Origin of the sequence: Sphingobium salicis subsp. salicis (assembly GCF_049472635.1) — a bacterium.
In the GTDB taxonomy this organism is placed as follows: domain Bacteria; phylum Pseudomonadota; class Alphaproteobacteria; order Sphingomonadales; family Sphingomonadaceae; genus Sphingobium; species Sphingobium yanoikuyae_A.
Genome location: NZ_JAYRCS010000001.1, coordinates 308,928 through 328,831, shown reverse-complemented (window position 1 = coordinate 328,831; position 19,904 = coordinate 308,928). Strand labels below are relative to the sequence as shown.

Annotated in this window: 20 protein-coding genes; 17 read left to right on the top strand and 3 right to left on the bottom strand. The window is 64.6% G+C overall.

Translation table 11 applies throughout. From position 1 onward, the window contains the following. Positions 1–113: 113 nt before the first annotated feature. Together VHN57_RS01590 and VHN57_RS01585 are read left to right on the top strand one after the other, a co-directional pair. A complete protein-coding gene (locus VHN57_RS01590; protein WP_278985957.1) occupies positions 114–368 on the top strand; it encodes an ATP synthase F1 subunit epsilon in 255 nt (84 codons plus the stop codon). 121 nt (positions 369–489) lie between these two features. After that, positions 490–2,145 (top strand): hypothetical protein, encoded by a 1,656-nt coding sequence (locus tag VHN57_RS01585; RefSeq protein WP_278985955.1) that lies wholly within the window; start codon positions 490–492, stop codon positions 2,143–2,145. On the opposite strand, the gene VHN57_RS01580 is transcribed toward VHN57_RS01585, so the two are convergent. Together VHN57_RS01580 and VHN57_RS01575 are read right to left on the bottom strand one after the other, a co-directional pair. Further along, a complete protein-coding gene (locus VHN57_RS01580; RefSeq protein WP_423282448.1) occupies positions 2,041–2,766 on the bottom strand; it encodes a class I SAM-dependent methyltransferase in 726 nt (241 codons plus the stop codon). The two genes, VHN57_RS01585 and VHN57_RS01580, sit on opposite strands and share 105 nt — an antisense overlap. After that, the gene (locus VHN57_RS01575) at positions 2,739–3,752 is read right to left on the bottom strand and encodes a glycosyltransferase family 2 protein (RefSeq protein ID WP_278985517.1); all 1,014 of its coding nucleotides are present in this window, start codon (positions 3,750–3,752) and stop codon (positions 2,739–2,741) included. The genes VHN57_RS01580 and VHN57_RS01575 overlap by 28 nt, the downstream gene beginning before the upstream one ends. A gap of 116 nt (positions 3,753–3,868) precedes the next feature. Between VHN57_RS01575 and VHN57_RS01570 the strand changes: the two genes are divergently transcribed. From VHN57_RS01570 to VHN57_RS01535, 8 genes are all read left to right on the top strand, one after another. After that, complete coding sequence (locus VHN57_RS01570) at positions 3,869–5,434, top strand: 6-pyruvoyl-tetrahydropterin synthase-related protein (RefSeq protein ID WP_423282446.1); 1,566 nt, start codon at positions 3,869–3,871, stop codon at positions 5,432–5,434. After that, a complete protein-coding gene (locus VHN57_RS01565; protein ID WP_004210759.1) occupies positions 5,431–6,963 on the top strand; it encodes a CpaF family protein in 1,533 nt (510 codons plus the stop codon). Before VHN57_RS01570 ends, VHN57_RS01565 begins: the two co-directional genes overlap by 4 nt. 79 nt (positions 6,964–7,042) lie before the next feature. Continuing rightward, a complete protein-coding gene (locus tag VHN57_RS01560) occupies positions 7,043–7,768 on the top strand; it encodes a hypothetical protein (RefSeq protein ID WP_254792310.1) in 726 nt (241 codons plus the stop codon). A gap of 46 nt (positions 7,769–7,814) precedes the next feature. Next, positions 7,815–9,038 (top strand): glycosyltransferase family 4 protein, encoded by a 1,224-nt coding sequence (locus VHN57_RS01555; protein ID WP_278985515.1) that lies wholly within the window; start codon positions 7,815–7,817, stop codon positions 9,036–9,038. Between the two features lie 5 nt (positions 9,039–9,043). After that, positions 9,044–9,571, top strand: a complete 528-nt coding sequence (locus VHN57_RS01550; RefSeq protein WP_278985514.1) for a sigma-70 family RNA polymerase sigma factor — start codon at positions 9,044–9,046, stop codon at positions 9,569–9,571. Continuing rightward, complete coding sequence (locus VHN57_RS01545; protein ID WP_278985513.1) at positions 9,564–10,289, top strand: anti-sigma factor family protein; 726 nt, start codon at positions 9,564–9,566, stop codon at positions 10,287–10,289. The genes VHN57_RS01550 and VHN57_RS01545 overlap by 8 nt, the downstream gene beginning before the upstream one ends. 87 nt (positions 10,290–10,376) lie before the next feature. Next, positions 10,377–11,183 (top strand): class I SAM-dependent methyltransferase, encoded by an 807-nt coding sequence (locus VHN57_RS01540; RefSeq protein ID WP_278985512.1) that lies wholly within the window; start codon positions 10,377–10,379, stop codon positions 11,181–11,183. A gap of 53 nt (positions 11,184–11,236) precedes the next feature. Further along, the gene (locus VHN57_RS01535; protein ID WP_278985511.1) at positions 11,237–12,142 is read left to right on the top strand and encodes a DMT family transporter; all 906 of its coding nucleotides are present in this window, start codon (positions 11,237–11,239) and stop codon (positions 12,140–12,142) included. Here VHN57_RS01535 and VHN57_RS01530 read toward each other — a convergent pair. Continuing rightward, the gene (locus VHN57_RS01530; protein ID WP_017500508.1) at positions 12,139–12,570 is read right to left on the bottom strand and encodes an OsmC family protein; all 432 of its coding nucleotides are present in this window, start codon (positions 12,568–12,570) and stop codon (positions 12,139–12,141) included. The two genes, VHN57_RS01535 and VHN57_RS01530, sit on opposite strands and share 4 nt — an antisense overlap. A gap of 86 nt (positions 12,571–12,656) precedes the next feature. Here VHN57_RS01530 and VHN57_RS01525 point away from each other — a divergent pair, with 86 nt between their 5' ends. From VHN57_RS01525 to VHN57_RS01495, 7 genes are all read left to right on the top strand, one after another. Further along, positions 12,657–13,022, top strand: a complete 366-nt coding sequence (locus tag VHN57_RS01525) for a PRC-barrel domain-containing protein (protein ID WP_037511472.1) — start codon at positions 12,657–12,659, stop codon at positions 13,020–13,022. Between the two features lie 174 nt (positions 13,023–13,196). Then, positions 13,197–13,865 (top strand): RBBP9/YdeN family alpha/beta hydrolase, encoded by a 669-nt coding sequence (locus VHN57_RS01520; protein WP_010338566.1) that lies wholly within the window; start codon positions 13,197–13,199, stop codon positions 13,863–13,865. 110 nt (positions 13,866–13,975) lie between these two features. Then, the gene (locus VHN57_RS01515) at positions 13,976–14,164 is read left to right on the top strand and encodes a YezD family protein (RefSeq protein WP_004210739.1); all 189 of its coding nucleotides are present in this window, start codon (positions 13,976–13,978) and stop codon (positions 14,162–14,164) included. A 167-nt stretch (positions 14,165–14,331) separates the two neighbouring features. Then, positions 14,332–16,791: a TonB-dependent receptor gene (locus VHN57_RS01510; RefSeq protein ID WP_278985510.1), complete on the top strand. Its 2,460-nt coding sequence runs from the start codon at positions 14,332–14,334 to the stop codon at positions 16,789–16,791. Positions 16,792–16,893: 102 nt separating this feature from the next. Further along, positions 16,894–17,766: a 3-methyl-2-oxobutanoate hydroxymethyltransferase gene (gene panB, locus VHN57_RS01505; RefSeq protein ID WP_004210735.1), complete on the top strand. Its 873-nt coding sequence runs from the start codon at positions 16,894–16,896 to the stop codon at positions 17,764–17,766. Positions 17,767–17,840: 74 nt separating this feature from the next. Next, on the top strand, positions 17,841–18,539 hold the full coding sequence (locus VHN57_RS01500) for a tetratricopeptide repeat protein (RefSeq protein ID WP_004210734.1): 699 nt from the start codon (positions 17,841–17,843) through the stop codon (positions 18,537–18,539). A gap of 8 nt (positions 18,540–18,547) precedes the next feature. Then, complete coding sequence (locus VHN57_RS01495) at positions 18,548–19,897, top strand: outer membrane protein assembly factor BamB family protein (protein WP_037516361.1); 1,350 nt, start codon at positions 18,548–18,550, stop codon at positions 19,895–19,897. The last annotated feature ends 7 nt before the right edge of the window (positions 19,898–19,904 follow it).

Genomic DNA, 19,904 nt, shown 5'->3' with positions numbered 1-19,904 from the left:
GGGGGGGTAGCGCGCGAAGCGCGCTTCCTGTCTCTCGGCTAGGGCACAGGCCATCGCATCGCGATGGCACCCACCCCCGGCCCCTCCCTGGAAGGGAGGGGGGAGATTTTAGAATGGCACTGCATTTCGAACTCGTGACCCCTGAAAAGCTCGTCCGCTCGGAAGAGGTCTATCAGGTCGTCGTTCCCGGCACCGATGGCGACTTCGGCGTGCTGGAGGGCCATGCGCCCTTCATGTCGACCGTGCGCGACGGCGCAATCCAGCTCTTCACTTCGGCTGGCGCCGCACCGGAAATCATCCCGGTCGAGGGCGGCTTTGCCGAAGTGAATGAAAAGGGCCTGACGGTTCTCGCCGAAAAGGCGGGCTGAGGCTTCCTGGCGCGCAGGCCGATGGGGGAGCCAGGCTCTTTCCGACCTGCCGCATTCATGCCAGACGAACGGACCAAGGGGCGCGCTTCGCGCCCCTTTTTCTTGTGAGTGCCGCCCGCCGATGACCGCCCTCGCTTTTACCGCACCCGCCCAGGATGAACCTGCCTTCACGCCGTCGGCGAACGGATCGCCGTCCTGGCTGGCACGCCAACTGCCCTCGGGCTGGCTGATTGCTGCGTTGCTATCCTGGCTCGGGCTGGATCAGCTTCTGCTGTGGCGCTTTCTCGATATCATGCCCGTCTGGGCCTATCCGCTCGGAGCGTTGCTGATCGTCGGACTGTGCGTCGCGACCGTGCGCGCCATGCCCGATCGACGGGGACCGACCGCCGCGACCCTGATCACCTGCCTGGCGGTCGCACTGATCCTGCTGATGCTCGGCGGCGAAGGCCGCTTCTTCTACGCCAATATCGACTGGCAGGTCCGTCTGGCGGCTTTGAACGATATGCGCATCAACCCCTGGCCCTTCGTCTATACGGCGCGGGCGGAGCCGGATGTGCTGCGCTTCCCGATCGGCATGTTCCTCGTACCGGCGTTGGCAGGCAAGGCCTGGGGCGCAGGTGCCGGCGATATCGCGCTGCTGCTCCAGAATGCGGTAATGCTGGCCATGTTGCTGGCAATGGGTTCGACACTGTTCAACCAGCGTCGCGAACGGACGGTGGCATTGGCGATACTGCTCGGCTTCAGCGGGCTGGATGCCCTGGGGCGCATCCTGTTCCGAGGCGGACTATCCGACCATATGGAGAATTGGGCCTATCTCCAATATAGCTCGACCATCACTCTGGCCTTCTGGGTGCCGCAACATGCGATGTCAGGCTGGATCGGCGCAACAGGCTATCTGCTATGGCGCGACGGCAAGGCGAGCCTGGCACAATTTCTGACCCTGTTGCCGCTAACGGCCTTATGGTCGCCCCTGGGGCTGATGGGTGCGATGCCCTTTGCCGCACTGGCGGGTATGCGGGCGCTGATGGCGCGGAATATCCGGCCGCGCGACATCGGCCTGCCCGCCCTTGCCCTGTTGCTGGCAACGCCGGGTCTCCTTTATCTTGGCGCAGCAAATGATGATGTAGGCGCCCGGCTCAACGCATTGCCCCCGCTGCAATGGGGCCTGTTCGAACTGCTGGAGGTACTGGTCTATGCGATTCCCATCGCACTGGTCGCCCACGTCCGGCGGTTCGGGATGGATACGCTTGTCCTGCTGACATTGTGGCTGCTGGCCATTCCCTTCGTGCAGATCGGGTCTTCGACAGATTTCATGATGCGGGGATCGGTCACCGCGCTGACCATATTGGCGGTCATGCTTGTTGACCTGCTTCTGGTGCCATCCCGCGCGCGACTTTTCCTGATCGTCGCGCTGGCGGTGGGCGCGCTGACCCCGCTGCATGAAATTCGCCGCGCCGTCGGCCATCCTGCCGCACCGGAGGTACGCTGCAGCTTCTTCATGGCGTGGCGACAGAGTTTCTGGTTCCAGCCGATGGGCACCTATCTGGCTCCGATATCGCACATGCCTGCACTGGTGCGACCGACCAATCCCTATCGAGCAAGCGCGGCCGAACCAGCGCGTTGCTGGCACGGACAATGGTATCATCCCGATGGCCGTTATGGCCCGCCAGGGTCAGGCCGTCAGGATGGCGTAGAGCGAAAGGCCAAAGGGCAGGCTCACACGTCCCAACAAGTGCCGCTCGGTCGCGAAGACATGGCGCAGCAGAGTATTCAGTGATGTTGGCGGTACGGCCTCTGTTGCCGCGCCACGCCCGGTAAGCCGCTGAACCGCACGGGCAAGGACCGCCACGGGGAACAGCAGCGCATTGAAATGCCCCTTCTCATGGACCTGCAAGCCAGCATCACGTGCAACGGCATGCAAGCTGGCAGCGGTATAGCGACGCTTGTGATGGTGCAGCACGTCATGCTCCGACCAGAGCCAGGGGGCAGCCGGAACGGTCAGCAATATCCTTCCACCCGGCGCCAGCCGATCGCGCAACGCAGCCAGCGCCTCACGATCCTGCTCGACATGTTCGAGCACATCGAGCAGCACGATAAGATCGTAGCACCGTCCGTCGAAACCGATTGTGTCGGGCAGCCTGCCTGGCTCGACCCTGCCGATGCCGCGCGCAGCAGCAATGCCCAGTGCCTCGCCATCATATTCCAGTGCATCGACGCGGCCATGGCGACTGAGCATGGCGAGATTGCCACCTGTCCCGCAACCTGCTTCCAGAATATGTGCATCGCGCCGCAGCGCAATTCGACGGGAAATAAGCGTTTCGAGGATCGCGCGGCGCGCTACGAACCACCAATGCGTGCCTTCCTGCGCACTCAGGCTCGCATAGGCTGATCGATCCACCGGACCTCTCCTTCACATGCGTCCGGTGGCGTCACGAGCGGCGTGCCGCCCTGCTCGTCCGCAATCACATAAAGCGGCCGCTGCCGCACTTCGCGTGCGACACGGCCCAGATATTCGCCGATTATTCCCAGGCTCATCAGATTGAGCCCGCCCAGCCCAAGCACCGCCACCATGATGGAGGCATAGCCCGGCGTATCGACCCCGGTGACGAGCGTATGCACGATCAGGAAGGCCGCATAGGCAAAGGCCAGCAATGCGATCCCGCCACCGATATAGGACCAGATGCGCAGCGGCATGGTGGTCGACGCGGTAATGCCGTCCACCGCCAGCGACCAGAGCTTGCCTAGCCGCCATTTGGTGGTGCCTGCCTCCCGGCGCGCCCGGCTATAATCGACCGTCGCGACGCGAAAGCCGATCCAACTGAACAGCCCCTTGTTAAATCGTGCCTGCTCGCCCAGTTGCTTGACGACATCGACAGCCTGCCGGTCGAGCAGTCGGAAATCGCCGACATTTTCAGGGATAGGATAATCCGACAGGCGATTGAGCAGGCGATAGAAGCCGCGCGCGCTCCAGCGCTTGAACCAGCTGTCGGTCGATCGATCGATCCGCCGCGCATTGACGACCTGCGCGCCGGCCAGCCAATATCGCACCATCTCCACGATTACCGCCGGCGGATCCTGCAGGTCGACGTCGATCGGAATGACCGCGTCGCCCCGAGCATGATCGATCCCGGCCGCCAAGGCCGCTTCCTTGCCGAAATTGCGGGACAGGGTGATGCAGCGGACATCGCTGTTCAGGCGCGACAGGATCGCCAGTACATCGGCTGTGCGGTCCGTGCTGCCATCATCGACGAACAGATATTCGGCCTGCGCATCCGGCCCGATCAGCGCCAATGCATCGGCCAGCGCAGGACGCGCCGCATCCAGAAACAGCGACAGGCTGTCCTGCTCGTTGAAAACGGGAATGACGATCGACACGGTTCGCATGGCGCGTGGATATCCTGCCAGACACTTATGCTCGCTATCGGTCAGAATGGTTAATGACGGGTAACCGCCAGACAGGACTTACGCTTCGTTTACCCTATTGCGGCATCAGGGCGGTCATGCGCTTCGCCTCCGGCCTTCTTCGTCACCCAATGACCATATTGGCCGCGCTAGGCATCCTGCTGATGCTGCCTTCCTTCCTGTTCGGTCCAGGGGCCAGCCATTCCTATCTCTACAATTATATGTGGACCGGCCATTTCAGCGAGCAAATGGCGGCCGGGCACTTGTACGAGCGCTGGCTGCCCCGCAGCTTCGAAGGCCTGGGCAGCCCGACCTTCTATTTCTATCCGCCGCTCGCCTATTGGCTGTCCGGTGGACTGACGGCGATGGGCCTCTCGGTTCTCCAGGCGATCAATGTCGCCGCACTCCTGCTGCTGATCGCATCGGGCATGACGATGCATCGCTGGCTCGCCTCGCGCGGCACGCATCCGCTGCTGGGCGCCGCGCTCTATATGCTGGGCCCCTATCATCTCCATGACTTCTATGTGCGCGGCGCCTTGGCCGAATTTGCCGCCTTCATCTGGCTGCCGCTGATCGCCCTGGGGATTGCGCGCCTGCCATCGCGCGGCGGCATCGCCCTGCTCGCGCTCAGCTATGGCGCGCTCATTCTCACCCATCTGCCGGTCGCCACGCTGACCGGCGTGTTCCTGATCGCGTCGCTGATGCTGCATCGGATATGGCAGGATCGCACGACGCTGGTCCCCGGACTGATCGCCGGCATTCTCGCCTTCACCCTGGCTGCCTTCTATCTGCTGCCTGCCGCCACGCTACAAGCGCATATGTCGACAGCCCTGCTGTGGACCGGCAAATATCACGCCGCCAACTGGTCGATCTGGCGTGAAGATCTCATACTATTTCCCTGCATCGCGCTGGGGCTGGGGCTGCTGGCCTGGCCCGCTCGGTCGATCTGGTCGGGAATCGCTATCGTCACCGCCCTCGCGTCGATCAACCTCATCCCGTTCCTCTGGCAGATCGACCTGCTCGACAAGACGCAATTTCCCTGGCGGGCGCTGGGCATCGTCGAATTTGCAACCATCACCGCGCTGATGACCTATCGTCCTCGCCCAGTCCTGCTGGCGGGTGCTGGTGTGCTGCTGCTGTTCCCCTATCTGGTCAGCGGCATCATTACCTGCGCCAATCTGCGTCTGCCGATCGACTATGGCCGGCTCGACCGGATCGTCCCCGACGCCCCCGAATATCTTCCGGCCGGTTTCGACATTGCCCACGTCGATCGCTATGATCGCTCGACCGACCTGCGCCCCTGGCGCGCCCTGCCGCGCGGCGACCGAATCATCGTCACCCGCCCTGGTCCCGTGACCATGGGCCATGCCGCCTTTCCGATCTGGCAGGTGACGCGTAACGGTCAGCCAGTACCTTCCCATGGCCCGCTCATCAGCTTCGATGCGCGGCCGGGCATTTACCGGATCGAACGGGTGCGCCTGTGGCAGGAAAGCGTCGGCATGGCCATCAGCCTTGCCGCTTTGCTGATGCTGGCGCTCCTCCTGTGGCGCCAGCCCATTAGCCATTTGTCAAAGTTTCCAGCTTATTCACCTTCTCCAGCCATGGTGAATCGGCCCATTTTGGGGTGGCTGGCCCGATCGCAGAATTCCGGCGGAGAGTTATGAGCGCATTTGGACGGAAAAATGGACCTGCCGGCATCAAGCCGGGTTTCGGCGTCGCCCGACCGATGCACAGCGGCGGCGCAGCGCGCGAGGAGGCCCCGCGCGGCGGCGAGCAGTTCCCGCCGCTCGACCTGGCGGCCCTGCCGGGCGAAATTCCGCTCGATCCGCTATCGGCGCCGACCAGCCAGATGCAGCGCAATGCGGACGCCATGTCGCGCCTGTCCGAACGCGCCAATGCCGAACATGTCGCCGATGCCGGCCCGCAAGGGTTCGAGGCGTCGGTTCACAAGATCAAGGAACAGGTGCTTCCCCGCCTGCTCGAACGCGTCGATCCCGAAGCGGCCGCGACCCTCACCAAGGATGAACTGGCGGAGGAATTCCGGCCGATCATCATGGAGGTGCTGGCCGAGCTGAAGCTGACGCTCAACCGGCGCGAGCAGTTCGCGCTGGAAAAGGTGCTGGTCGACGAGCTTCTGGGCCTCGGCCCGCTCGAGGAATTGCTGGCCGACCCGGACATCAGCGATATCATGGTCAACGGCCCCGAGCAGACCTATGTCGAAAAGAAGGGCAAGCTCCAGATCGCGCCGATCAAGTTCCGCGATGAAGAGCATCTGTTTCAGATCGCCCAGCGCATCGTGAACAAGGTCGGCCGCCGCGTCGACCAGACCACGCCGCTGGCCGACGCCCGCCTGCCCGACGGTTCGCGTGTCAACGTGATCGTGCCGCCGCTCAGCCTCAAGGGCACGGCCATCTCGATCCGTAAATTCTCGGCCAAGCCGATCACCATCGACATGCTCGCCCAATGGGGCGCGATGAACCAGAAGATGGCGACCGCACTCAAGATCGCCGGTGCCTGTCGTTTCAACATCGTCATTTCGGGCGGTACCGGTTCGGGCAAGACGACGATGCTCAACGCGCTGTCGAAGATGATCGATCCGGGCGAGCGCGTGCTGACCATCGAGGACGCGGCCGAACTGCGCCTGCAGCAGCCGCACTGGCTGCCGCTCGAAACCCGCCCGCCCAACCTGGAAGGCCAGGGCGCGATCACCATCGGCGATCTCGTCAAGAACGCCCTGCGTATGCGTCCTGATCGCATCATCCTGGGCGAAATTCGTGGCGCGGAATGTTTCGACCTGCTCGCCGCGATGAACACCGGCCATGACGGCTCCATGTGTACGCTGCACAGCAACAGCCCGCGCGAATGCCTGGGCCGTATGGAAAACATGATCCTGATGGGCGACATCAAGATCCCGAAGGAAGCCATTTCCAAGCAGATCGCCGACTCGGTCGATCTGATCGTCCAGGTGAAGCGCCTGCGCGACGGTTCGCGCCGCGTCACCAACGTGACCGAAGTGATCGGCATGGAAGGCGACGTCATCGTCACCCAGGAACTGTTCAAGTTCGAATATCATGACGAGGATGACAGCGGTAAGATCATCGGCGAATATCGCTCGATGGGCCTGCGCCCCTATACGCTCGACAAGGCCCGCATGTTCGGCTTCGACCAGCCCTTCCTCGAGGCCTGTCTCTGACCCTCAGGGAATAAAGGCTTCCGCTCCCGCGTAGACGGGGATGTGAATCGTCACATCCTTATCGCGGGAGCAGCCTTTCTTGTCCGTTCGATCCCTTTCGCGCCATGGCCTTGCCGCCATGGCGAGCGCCTTTCTGGGCGATGCCGCGCTGGCGTCAGACGCCTATCCCGACGTGCCCGAACCGATGATCTTCGACATGATGCGGCCGCTGGGCGCCAAGCGCGGCGAACTGGAGGTCAATACGCTGGCGACCGTTCCGCTATCGGGCGATGACGACGCCGTCCATTGGGCGCCGGAAATCGAATATGCCTTTGCCGACGGCTTCGCGATCGAGGGCGAACTGCCCTTCGTCAACGGCCGGCTTGCTGAACTGAAGCTAGGCCTTCAGGCGAGTTTCGGCACCACAGGCGGCGGACGCACCGGTCATGGCGTCCAATATCTCGGCATCTATGACCGCCGCGCCAAACAATATCGCAGCAGTTTCGCCTATATGGTGGCCCATCGCTACAATAGCCGCTGGAGCAGCGTGACGATGGCAGGGCTTGCCGACGTCAAGCTGTCGGGCGGCCATGGCCGCAACGGCGTGATCCTGAACCACTCAGCCTTCTACGACAGCCGTGAAGGGCAGGTATTGGGGCTGGAGATCAATTATCAGGGCGGCAGCGAGGGCGGCCTGCTGCTGATGCCGCAACTGCACCAGCAACTGGGCGGCAATTTCGCCATGCAGGCGGGCCTTGGCGCGGAACGGCCGCGCGGCGATATCTTCCGCCCCACCGCCGGCCTGCGCATCATTCGTCAATTTTAATTGCCCATCGATGGAATAGGCGCGATCCGACAAGCGTAAGCGGGGCATGACGCTGCATTCCCCGCTCTCTTCCCTTCGCGCCCATATTCATGCCGCCCTGCCGGTCGCCGCGGCGCCGGCATCATCCCGGCCGCTGAAGATCGCGCTGTTTTCGGGCAATTATGATTGCGTGCGCGATGGCGCGAACCGGGCACTCAACCGCCTGGTCCGGCATATGCTGGACGAGCATAAGGCAGAGGTGCGCATCTATTCGCCGACCGCGCCGACGCCGGCCTTCGCCTCGGCCGGCGATGTCCGATCGGTGCGCTCGCTCTGCATTCCCGGTCGCCCGGAATATCGGCTCGCGATCGGCCTGACCCGTGCCGCCCGCGCCGATCTGGAGGCGTTCCAGCCTGACATCGTGCATCTGTCCGCACCCGACCTGCTCGGCCGGCAGGCGCTGAACTGGGCGCGGCGCAACGCCGTTCCGGCCGTCGCCAGCCTGCACACCCGGTTCGAGACCTATCTTGCTTATTATCGCCTCGCCTTCCTGCGCCCGAAGGTCGTGGCCTATCTCGATCGCTTCTATGGCGACTGCGACCGCATCCTCGCCCCGACCCCGCCGATCGCCGCGGACCTCGCCGCAATCCATGGCGCCGAACGCATTGCCCTCTGGAGCCGGGGCGTCGATCGATCCGCCTTTCACCCGGCGATGCGAGATGAAAGCCTGCGCGCCCAGCTTGGCTATGCGCCCGACGATGTCGTGCCGCTCTTCTTCGGCCGGCTGGTCCGGGAAAAGGGGCTCGACATCTTCGCCGACGCCATCATCGCGGCGCGCGCCAACGGCCTGTCGCTGCGTCCCCTGATCCTGGGTGATGGCCCGGCGCGCGATGCCCTCGCCCGCCATTTGCCCAATGCCAGCTTTGCCGGCCATGTCGAAGGGGCACGTCTCGGCGCGCTGGTCGCCAGCGCCGACATCTTGGTCAATCCCAGCGTCACGGAGGCGTTTGGCAACGTCAATCTGGAGGCGATGGCCAGCGGCCTTGCCGTCCTGTCGGCCGACGTCCCCAGCGCATCCGCCCTGATCGATAATGGCGTCAACGGACTGCTGGTGCCGCCGGGCGACGTTGGCGCCTATGCCGGCGACCTGGCTTCCCTCGTCCGCGACACCGGCCTAAGGCGGCGGCTTGGCCACGCGGCGGAGGCGACGGCGTGCGACTATCGCTGGGACCATGTCCTGGATTCGGTGGCGCGCGTCTATCGCGAACTGGCGGGCGCCCCAATGGAATGATGTGGATGACGGACAAGCGGACGGACATGGAAATGGAGGCGGACCTGCGCGCCATGCGTCGCTATGCCCGCGCCCTGTCGCGCGACCATGTCGCCGCTGACGATGTGGTGCAGGACGCCGTGATGCGCGCGATCGAACGGCGCGACCAGTTCCAGCCCGATCGCAGCCGCCGCCGCTGGCTGCTGGCCATCGTCCACAATGTCTTCATCTCGGCGAAGCGGCGCGAGGCGGCGGAAACACGCCGCAATCTGGCCTTTGCCCAGATCCAGGTCGATCATGCCGATCCCGAACAGGAGGTGCGCGCCGACCTGATGCAGGTCGCCCGCGCCTTTGCCGACCTGCCCGACCATCAGCGCGCCGTCATGCACCTGACCGTCGTCGAAGGGCTGAGCTATCAGGAAAGCGCCGACCTTCTGGGCATAGCGGTCGGCACGGTGATGTCGCGTCTTGCCCGTGCACGGGCGACATTACGACAGGACAGGGACAGGCAGCCGCGCGATCGGCTGCGCATCGTGGGAGGACAGGATGAGTGAGGATCCTTCGGAGATCGAACTGATGGCCTATGTCGACGGCCAGCTCGATCCCGGCCGGCGCTTTGCGGTGGAGACCCGCCTGTCGCGCCGGCCCGACCTCGCCGCGCAGGTCATGGGCGACCTCAGCGCCCGCACCGGGCTGCGCCTGTTGGCGCAGGACCGCGCGCCCCTGCCCGAAACCATGGCGGCACAGGCGAGCGCGCTCCACCCGCCCGCCACGCGCCATCGTCGCTTTGCGATCGGCGCCGGCGGCGGCCTTGCCCTGCTGGCGGCAAGCTTCGTTGCCCTTCTCATGGTACGCGACGGGCCGCCCGCCTATGTGGTCGATGCCGCAACCTCCCACCGCGTCGCCATGATCCGCGCCCGGATGCAGGGGCAGATCGAATCGCCCAGCTTCGACCCGCGCGAGATATTGGCCAGCACCCATATCGACATTCCCGGCCTGCCCGCCGACTGGCGCGTGACCGATGTCCAGCTCTTCCCCGGTGAACGCACGCCCGCGCTGCTGATCGCGCTGCGCACGCCCGAAGGGCGCGACCTGTCCATCTATGCCATGCACCAGCGCACCGACGCCCCAGAACGGCCGGATTCTGTGCGCGAGGGCGCCCAGTCGGTGGCCTATTGGCGGCGCGGCGACATGTCCTATGCCCTGACCGGCGAGGATGAACCGGCCGCGATCGACGCCACGGCGGAGTCGATCGCGGGCAGTTGGTCCTGACCAACCGGTCCATAAGCGCCGGATTTCCTTGCCAGTGGGATGCGGGCACGGCACACCCTGCGCTCCAGATCCGTTGAGAGGTTGCCCATGTCCGCTTTTCCCCGCCGATCGATCGCGCTTGCCGCTGCCCTTGCCCTCCTGCCGCTGGGCGCGGCCGTCGCCCAGCATGCCGGCCATGGCGCCGATCCGGTGGCAGCCGCCATCGGCGCGTCCAGCCGCACCCCGGCCAATGTCGCGCGCGACAAATATCGCCATCCGCAGGAAACTCTCGCCTTCTTTGGCGTGACGCCGACCCAGACGGTGGTGGAATGGGCGCCGAGCGGCGGCTGGTACACGGAAATCCTGGCGCCGCTGCTGCGCGACAAGGGCAGCTTCTACGCGCTCCAGCCGACCGGCCGCTATCTTGACGGCTACAAGAAGTTCCTGGCCGAAAAGCCGCAGGCCTATGACAAGGTGAAGCTGGTCGCCTATCCCGAGGAAGCCGCCAGCATCCCGGCCAACAGCGTCGACACCGTGCTGACCTTCCGCAATGTCCACAACATGGTCATGGGCGGCAGCGAGGATGCGACCTTCAAGGCCTTTTTCGCCATGCTCAAGCCCGGCGGCACGCTGGGCATCGTCGACCATCGCCTGCCCGAGGATCGCGACACGGCGCTGGAAAAGAGCAGCGGCTACCTCAAGGTCTCGACCATCCGCCGTATCGCGGAAGGCGCGGGCTTCGAATATGTCGGCGCATCGGAAGTGAACGCCAATCCCAAGGACACGGCCGACTGGGAAAAGGGCGTCTGGACCCTGCCGCCCACGCTGCGTAACGGCGAAGTTGACAGGGCGAAGTATGTTGCGATCGGCGAAAGCGACCGCATGACGCTGAAATTCCGCAAGCCGCCCAAGTAAGAAACCCGACCCAGCCCGGTTGCGCCATCGCGTAACCGGGTTAAGGAAGCGGCGTGTCCAGCGCCGCCGCCCCGTCCCGCCCGCATCGCCCGCTCTTCGCCATCGGCCTGCGCCTGGTCGCGGTCATCTGCCTGGCGGTGATGTTCGTGACCGGCCGGGTTGCCGACGCCCATGGCGTCCATCTGGTCGAAACCCTCTTCTACCGTCAGGCGCTTGCCCTGCCCGTGGTCTTCGCCTGGCTGGCGATGAGCAGCGGCATCGGCGCCATCCGCACCCGCCGGATCAGTGTCCATGCGACCCGCATGGTCATCGGCCTCACCGGCATGGCGCTCAATTTCCTGTCCTATATCCTGTTGCCGCCGGCGGAAGCGACGACGATCGGCTTCACCATGCCGATCTTCGGCACGATCCTGTCGGCGCTGATCCTGCGCGAACCCACCGGCATCCATCGCTGGGCTGCGGTCCTGATCGGCTTTCTGGGCGTCCTCATCATGGTCCGGCCCGAAGGCGGCCATTTCCCGCCGATGGGCGTTGCCGTCGCCATCACCGCCGCGCTGGTGACGGCCAGCGTCAGCCTGGTGCTGCGGGAACTGGGCCGCACCGAGAGCGCGGGGGTCGTCGTCTTCTGGTTCACGGCCCTGTCGGTGCCGCCGCTCGGCATCGGCATGCTCTTCTATGGCCAGCCGCATGACGCGCAGACCTGGGGGCTGTTGCTGATGATCGGCCTGTTCGGCGGCATCGCGCAACTTTGCCTCACCGCCGCGCTGCGCTGGGCGCCGGTGTCGGTGGTGCTGCCGATGGATTATAGTTCGATCCTGTGGACCACCCTGCTGGGCTGGGCGATCTGGGGCGACTGGCCGATGTGGACCACCTGGGTCGGCGCCGCACTGATCATCGCCAGCGGCCTCTATATCGCCTGGCGTGAACATCGCCACGCCAGGCGTATCCCCGCGGCCTAGGCCAGCAGTTCCGCATCCAGGCTGATATCGGCCTTCAGCAGTTTCGATACCGGGCACCCGGCCTTGGCCTTGGCCGCCAGTTCCTGGAAAGTCGCGTCGTCGGCGCCGGGGATCTTCGCCTTCAGCGTCAGCTTGCTCGCGGTGATGGCAAAGCCGCCCTCCTGCTGCTCCAACGTGACGACCGCGCTCGTCTCCATCTTCTCCGCCGTCAGTCCGGCCTCGCCCAGGATCAGCGACAGCGCCATGGTGAAGCAGGAGGCATGGGCCGCCGCGATCAGTTCTTCCGGATTGCTGCCCGGCATGCCCTCGAACCGGGTGGCGAAGCCATAGGGATAGGCGTCGAGCGCGCCGCTCTGGGTCGAGATCGTGCCCTTGCCGTCCTTCAGGCCGCCACTCCAGGCCGCCGAACCGCTGCGATTGATCTTCATGCCGATGCTCCTTGCTGTGAAGCGGAGGAACCCCAGCGGTTCCCCATGGTTGCATCAGAATAGAATGTTTTTGCAGGAGAGTGACAATGGCCGAGATGATGAGCGCGCATCGCCATGACCTGATCGCGTCCGACCGGGTCGAGGGCACCGCCGTCTACAATCGCCAGGGCGACAGGCTTGGCAAGATATCCCATTTCATGGTCGACAAGCGCAGCGGCCATGTGCGCTATGCACTGCTGTCCTTCGGCGGCTTCCTGGGCATGGGCAATGAACATTATCCCCTGCCCTGGTCGATGCTGGCCTATGATACGGACAAGGGCGGCTATGTGATCGAACTGGCCAAGGAGGTGCTGGAACAGGCGCCCCATTATCTGGACGAGGACCGGCCGGCCTTCGACGATGCCTATGGCCGCAACGTCTACCAATATTATGGGCTGATCTACCCCTGGTAGCTTTTCCCTGCCCGTTCAGGGGCTTGATGCGGGTGCGCGGCCATGGGGTCGACGCGCCCGTTTATCTGCCATTCAGGTTGCCCAGATTCTGACACATTTCGGCGCTCACCCATTGTCTACCAGATGAATAGTATTATTTTGGGAGGCTCAGAATATAGGACGAGGATAAGGATAATGGAGCGATTCGGACATTCGGGTGACGCGCGCCAGCCGGTCGTGCTGACCATCCCCGGCCTCAACAACAGCGGCCCGGATCATTGGCAGACATTGTGGGACAGCGGACGCGGCGATTGCCAGCGCGTCGACCTGGGCAGCTGGGCCAGCCCCAATCGCAATGCCTGGGTCACGCGGCTCGACGCTGCCATTCGCCAGGCTGATGGGCCGGTCATCCTGGCGGCGCACAGCCTGGGCTGCCTGGCCGTCGCCTGGTGGGGCGCCCTGCAAAGCCAGGCCTATGGCTGGCCGGTGACCGGCGCGCTGCTGGTGGCGCCGCCCGATTGCGACCGGATGGAAACGCCCGAGACGATCGGCGGATTCGGCCCGACACCGCGCACGCCCCTGCCCTTCCCGTCGATCCTCGTCGCCAGTCGGAACGACCCCTATATCTTCTTCGAACGCGCCCACAGCATCGGCAAGAATTGGGGCAGCCAGTTCGTCGATGCCGGCCATAGCGGCCATATCAACGCGGATTCGGGGCTGGGCGCCTGGGGCTTTGGCCAGGCGCTGCTGGAACGGCTGATCGACAATGCGCAGGAACAGGCGTCCGCCGTGCGCCAGATGCGCCCGGCCATGCCGATGGCGCGGCTCGATCGCCCGTCCGACGGGCTGCGCATGACCAGCTGATATCGGCCCCAGACATCGCCGGGGCGCGACAAGAGAATCTTGCGCGCCCCTTATATTTGCTTTTTTGTCTACTAATGCAGTTGAGTTAAAACGCGGCCAGAGGGATGAACATGACCGAACATAGAACCATCGAACTTCGCCACAGCCGCGCCGAAGGCCAGCGCCCCGACATCATCGCCAGCATCGACAAGGTGCGCGACGTGCTGGAAGGGCTGCGCTTCGGCTCCATCACATTGACCGTCCACGACGCCCGCGTCGTGCAGATCGACGTCACCGAAAAGACGCGCCTGACCGCCTGACCGATCAAGGGAGGGCAAGCGCATAGATCAGGGCATGTCGGGGATGGCATGCCGATGCGGCACTGGGGACGCCGCATCACCAGAAACGACCCCAGCACGGCTTTGACCGGACCACCGGAAACGCCGCGATCAAAACTCACCGGACCTCCGGAACCAAGGGGAAGAACATGATTGCGCGTTTTCTGTTGCCCGCCAGCGTGGCGAGCGCGTCATTTGTCACGCCTGCCGCCTTTGCGGCCGAAGCCGCCCAACCCGCTGCCGCCGATGACCAGCAGGCCAGCAGCCCGCGCGGCGACGTGATCGTCGTCACCGCCCGCCGCCGTCAGGAAACCGCGCAGGAAGTGCCCCTGGCCATTTCCGTGGTGAAGGGCGACAGCATCGAGGCGACCGGCAATTTCAACATCGTGAAGCTGCAGCAGCTCGCGCCGACGCTACAGGTCTACACCACCAATCCACGCAACACCTCGGTCAACATCCGCGGCCTTGGCGTGCCGTTCGGCCTCACCAGCGACGGCTTCGAACAGGGCGTCGGCATCTATGTCGACGATGTCTATAACAGCCGCGTCGCTGCCGCGACCTTCGACTTCCTCGACGTCAACCAGGTGGAAGTGCTGCGCGGCCCGCAGGGCACGCTCTATGGCAAGAACACCACGGCGGGCGCGATCAACATCACGACCAACCAGCCGACCTTCGACTTCGAGGGCCGCGCCGAACTGACGGTCGGCAATCTGAACTACAAGCAGGCGAAGGCCGCCATTTCCGGCCCGCTGACCGACACGATCGCCGCCCGCATCGCCGTCGCCGCGACCAGCCGCCGCGGCACGCTCTACAATGTGACCAGCCAGCGCTGGATCAACGAGCAGGACAATCTGGGCATTCGCGGCCAGTTGCTGTTCCAGCCGACCGAGGATTTCAGCCTCACCTTGTCGGGCGACTATAGCAAGCAGGATCCCGAATGCTGCGGCACCACCTTCGTGCGCGTCGGCAAGACCCAGCGTCCGCTCAATCGCCAATATGATGCGCTGGCCGCTGCCCAGGGCTATGTCGTGCCCAGCCGCAACCCCTATGACCGACTGACCGACCTCGATTCCAACCTCAATGCCGGCAACAAGATTGGCGGCGTGTCGGCCAAGATCAAATGGGATGTCGGCCCCGGCACGCTGACCTCGGTCACCGCCTGGCGCTTCTGGGACTGGAAGCCGGAAAATGACCGCGACTTCACCGGCCTGTCGATCGTCTCCAAGTCGCAGAACCCCTCGCAGCAGGACCAGTATAGCCAGGAGTTCCGCTATAATTACGAAAGCAAGGACATCGACTTCGTCGTCGGTCTGTTCGGCTTGAAGCAGCGGATCGACACCCAGGGCACCGAACAGCAGGGCGAAGATGCGGCCCAGTGGAGCCTTGCCCCCTCGACCGACCCGAACAACCCCGCCAATATTCCGGCCACTCTGGCCGGCCTGACCGCCAGCAATACGCAGTGGCTAAAGGCCGACAGCGCCGCCCTGTTCGGGCAGCTCAGCTGGAAGGTCACGGACGCCCTGACCATCCAGCCCGGCGTGCGCTTGAACTACGACAAGAAGTCCGGTTTCTACCAGCGTGTCGTCACCAATGCGCAGGGCCAGGCCATCAGCTGCACCACGGTTGCGGAGCCCGGCACCATCAAGGGGACGACGCAGCAGTGCGGCGTTTACCAGCCCCAGGTCAGTTCCCCGTCCGACAGCGCCTGGAACTTCACCTACGACTTCAACGTCAACTACAAGATCGCGCCGGACGTGCTGGCCTATGCGACCTATGCGAAGAGCTTCAAGACGCTGGGTATCAACCAGAATGGCCTGCCGCTCAACGCCGACAACACGGTCAATTATGACGCCAGCACGGTGAAGCCGGAATCGGTCAATCATTATGAAATCGGCCTCAAGACCCAGTTCCTGGATCGCCGGGCGACCTTCAACCTCACCGCCTTCCGCACCGACATCAAGAATTTCCAGGCGACCGTGAATGGCGGCCAGTTCGGCACCGTGCGCGGCTATCTCGCCAATGCCGGCAAGGTCCGTTCGCAGGGGATCGAGGCGGATTTCAAGATCGTCGCCAGCGACCGCTTCACCGCCTATGCCAATGGCGCCTTCACCGACGCCAAGTACAAGAAGTTCGTCGACGCGCCCTGTCCGCCCGAATTGTCCGGCGGCACCTATCAGCCGTCGGGCGCCACCCCGGATTATTCGCAGCCCGGCGTCCCCGGCGCACTCAGCCCGCGCCAGTGCGACATTTCGGGGCAGAACCTGCCCGGCGTGTCGAAATGGGCCTTCTCCTACGGCGCGGAATATAACATCCCGGTCACGCTGCTGGCGAAGGACGGGCAGCTTTATCTGGGCGTCGACGGCAATTACCGTTCGCACTGGAACAGCAATGCTTCGCCATCCATCTACACCGAAGTGAAGGGCTATGCCCTGACCAACGTCCGCGCCGGCTTCCGCGGCGAAGGCTTCGATGTGTTCGGCTGGGTGCGCAACGCCTTCGACGTCAACTATATCGAAAATCTTCAGGTCGCGCCGGGCAATACCGGCCTGATCGCCGGCCAGGTCGGCGATCCGCAGACCTGGGGCGGCACAATCAAATTCTCCTTCTGATCCGATCGGACACAGACAGGACGGCCGGCCGGCGCGCGCATCATGCCGCGCCGGCCGGTCCGCCATTTGCACGTCGCCCCGCGCTCGGCTAGACCGCGCCCCATGTCCACGACCTTCACGCTCGACACCGCGACCAGCCGCGCCAATCCCACGCCCGCCCCGATGAAGCGGCTGACCGTGCCCCAGATCCAGCGCCGCAAGTTCGAGGGCAAGACCGACGAGCCGCTGGTGATGCTGACCGCCTATACCGCGCGCCAGGCGCAACTGCTCGATCCGCATTGCGACATGCTGCTGGTCGGCGATTCGCTGGCGCAGGTCATCTATGGCCTGCCCTCCACCCTGCCGGTCACACTCGACATGATGATCGCCCATGGCGCCGCCGTGGTGCGCGGCAGCTATCACAGCGTCGTCCTGGTCGACATGCCTTTCGGCTCCTATGAGGCATCGCCGCAGCAGGCCTTTGCCAGCGCCAGCCGCGTCATGGCCGAAACCGGCTGCGCCGGGGTCAAGCTGGAAGGCGGCGAGGCGATGGCGGAGACGATCCGCTTCCTCACCCAGCGCGGCATCCCGGTGATGGCTCATATCGGCCTGACGCCGCAGGCGGTGAATGCGCTGGGCGGCTATGGCGCGCGCGGCAAGAGCCAGGAGGAACATGCCAAGATCCTGGGCGACGCCAAGGCCGTGGCCGCCGCCGGCGCCTTTGGCATGGTGGTCGAAGGGGTGATGGAGGAACTGGCCGACATCATCACGACCAGCGTCGACATACCCGTGATCGGCATCGGCGCATCGGCCCGTTGCGATGGCCAGGTGCTGGTGGCGGAGGACATGCTGGGCATGTTCGAACGTACCGCGCGCTTCGTGAAACGCTACGCCAACCTTGCCGAAACGATCAGCCAGGCGGCAGAAAGCTATGCCGCGGAGGTGCGCAATCGCAGCTTTCCGGGCGATGATCAGGTCTATCGGCCGAAAAAGTGATTTGCGTGGCCACGCTGCGCCGCTAATGATCCCGCCTTCCGGCTGCCCCTAATGACCATTTTTCGGAGATTCCCGTGGCCCTGACGCCGCAAAACAGCGAAGCCTTCATGCGGGAGGTCGATGACGCCGTCCGCCAGGACCAGCTCCTGACCTTCTGGCAGCGTTATGGCCGCGCCCTGGCCGTGCTGCTGATCGTCGGCCTCGCCGCCTTTGGCGGCTGGCTTTACTGGCAGCATTACAGCAAGACCCAGTCGGAAGCCGTGTCCGAACAGATGGACAAGATGCTGGCGACTGCGGTCGGCGGCGGCACGCCCGATGCCAAGGATGTCGATGCCCTGGCCAAGGCCAGCCAGCCCGGCTATCGCGCCTCCGCCCTGCTGGTGAAGGCCGGCCTCGCCGCGCGCAAGGGCGACAACAAGGCCGCGATCGAAGCCTATAAGGCAATGGCAGCGGACAGCTCGCTCGACCAGCCCTATCGCGACCTGGCCCTCATCCGTCAGACCACGATCGAATTCGATGCGCTCAAGCCGCAGCAGGTGGTCGATCGCCTCAAGCCCCTCGCCGTCGAGGGCGCGCCCTGGTTCGGCAGCGCCGGCGAACTGGTTGCCATCGCCTATATGAAGATGCGCAAGCCCGAACTGGCCGGCCCGATGTTCGCGGCCATGGCCAAGGACGAGAATGTGCCCCAGTCGATCCGTTCACGTGCGCGACAGATGGCGGGGCTATTGGGAATTGATGCGGTCGAAACGCCCGCCGAACCGGTACAGGGATAAGCAAGCGCATGGCTAAGCACAGCATCACGAAATTCGGCCCGATGGGCCGTACCCTGACCACCGTCGCCCTGGTTGCGATGCTGGCGGGCTGCGGCGTGGTCGGCGGCAAGAAGGGCGGCCCCAAAACCCCGGTGGTCGGCAACCGCACCTCGATCCTGTCAAACGAACAGGGGATCGAAGTCGATCCGACCCTGGCCGACGTGCCCGTCACCCTGCCCGAATCCTACGCCAATGACCAATGGTCGCAGCCGGGCGGCGATCCGTCCAAGGCGATGGGCCATCTGGCGCTGGGCGCATCGCCGCAGCAGGCCTGGACCGCATCGATCGAAGGCAGCACGCCGCAAGCGCGCCTTGCCTCCGCACCCGTCGTGTCCGGCGGCAAGCTGTTCGTGATCGACGCCGGCGCCCATGTCATCGCGATGGATGCCAACACCGGCCAGAAGCTGTGGCAGACCAGCCTTCCGGCCGAAGGCAATGGCCGCGCCCTGTTCGGCGGCGGCGTCAGCGTCCTGGGCGACAAGCTGTTCGCCAGCACCGGCGTGGGCGACGTCGTATCGATGAACGTGGCCGATGGCTCGATCGGGTGGAAGGTCCATCCCGGCGGCCCGCTGCGCGGCGCCCCGACGCTGGAAAATGGCCATGTCTATGTGATGGGCCAGGACAACCAGATCTTCGCCCTCAACCAGAGCGACGGCGCCACCCAGTGGACCGACAGCGGCACGCTGCAGGTGACCGGCATTTTCGGCGTGGCCGCTCCGGCCGCCGCGCAGGGCACGGTGATCGCAGGCTACAGCTCGGGCGAGATCAACGCCTATCGCTATGAAAATGGCCGCACCCTGTGGGGCGATGCGCTCTCGCGCACCAGCATCTCCACCGCCGTCGCCTCGCTGACCGACATCGACGCCGATCCGGTGATCGACCGCGGCCGCGTCTTCGCGATCGGCCAGGGCGGCCGCATGGCCTCCTACGAACTCACCAGCGGCCAGCGACTGTGGGAAATCAACATCGCCGGCATCTCCACCCCCTGGATCGCAGGTGAGTGGGTGTTTGCCGTCACCAGCGATGCCAAGCTGCTCTGCGTCGCCCGCGCGACCGGCAAGATCCGCTGGATCAGCCAGCTGCGCCGCTGGCAGAAGGAAAAGAAGAAGGACAAGGCGATCCGCTGGACCGGCCCGGTCCTTGCCGGTGGCCGCCTGATTCTGGTATCGACCCATGGTGATCTCAACTATGTCGATCCGGCGACCGGCACCATCCAGCAGGCAGTGGACATGAACAAGTCCATGTCGCTCTCGCCGGTGGTCGCCAACAACATGCTCTACATCCTTGCCGATGACGGCAAGCTGACGGCGCTGCGTTAAGGGCAGC

Coding starts and splice junctions, on each gene's coding strand:
- VHN57_RS01525 (WP_037511472.1), top strand. CDS start 12,657: ATGGCCGAGATGATGAGCGCGCATCGCCATGACCTGATCGCGTCCGAC.
- VHN57_RS01550 (WP_278985514.1), top strand. CDS start 9,044: ATGACGGACAAGCGGACGGACATGGAAATGGAGGCGGACCTGCGCGCC.
- VHN57_RS01555 (WP_278985515.1), top strand. CDS start 7,815: ATGACGCTGCATTCCCCGCTCTCTTCCCTTCGCGCCCATATTCATGCC.
- VHN57_RS01540 (WP_278985512.1), top strand. CDS start 10,377: ATGTCCGCTTTTCCCCGCCGATCGATCGCGCTTGCCGCTGCCCTTGCC.
- panB (WP_004210735.1), top strand. CDS start 16,894: ATGTCCACGACCTTCACGCTCGACACCGCGACCAGCCGCGCCAATCCC.
- VHN57_RS01545 (WP_278985513.1), top strand. CDS start 9,564: ATGAGTGAGGATCCTTCGGAGATCGAACTGATGGCCTATGTCGACGGC.
- VHN57_RS01585 (WP_278985955.1), top strand. CDS start 490: ATGACCGCCCTCGCTTTTACCGCACCCGCCCAGGATGAACCTGCCTTC.
- VHN57_RS01530 (WP_017500508.1), bottom strand. CDS start 12,570: ATGAAGATCAATCGCAGCGGTTCGGCGGCCTGGAGTGGCGGCCTGAAG.
- VHN57_RS01510 (WP_278985510.1), top strand. CDS start 14,332: ATGATTGCGCGTTTTCTGTTGCCCGCCAGCGTGGCGAGCGCGTCATTT.
- VHN57_RS01575 (WP_278985517.1), bottom strand. CDS start 3,752: ATGCGAACCGTGTCGATCGTCATTCCCGTTTTCAACGAGCAGGACAGC.
- VHN57_RS01565 (WP_004210759.1), top strand. CDS start 5,431: ATGAGCGCATTTGGACGGAAAAATGGACCTGCCGGCATCAAGCCGGGT.
- VHN57_RS01495 (WP_037516361.1), top strand. CDS start 18,548: ATGGCTAAGCACAGCATCACGAAATTCGGCCCGATGGGCCGTACCCTG.
- VHN57_RS01590 (WP_278985957.1), top strand. CDS start 114: ATGGCACTGCATTTCGAACTCGTGACCCCTGAAAAGCTCGTCCGCTCG.
- VHN57_RS01520 (WP_010338566.1), top strand. CDS start 13,197: ATGGAGCGATTCGGACATTCGGGTGACGCGCGCCAGCCGGTCGTGCTG.
- VHN57_RS01570 (WP_423282446.1), top strand. CDS start 3,869: ATGCGCTTCGCCTCCGGCCTTCTTCGTCACCCAATGACCATATTGGCC.
- VHN57_RS01515 (WP_004210739.1), top strand. CDS start 13,976: ATGACCGAACATAGAACCATCGAACTTCGCCACAGCCGCGCCGAAGGC.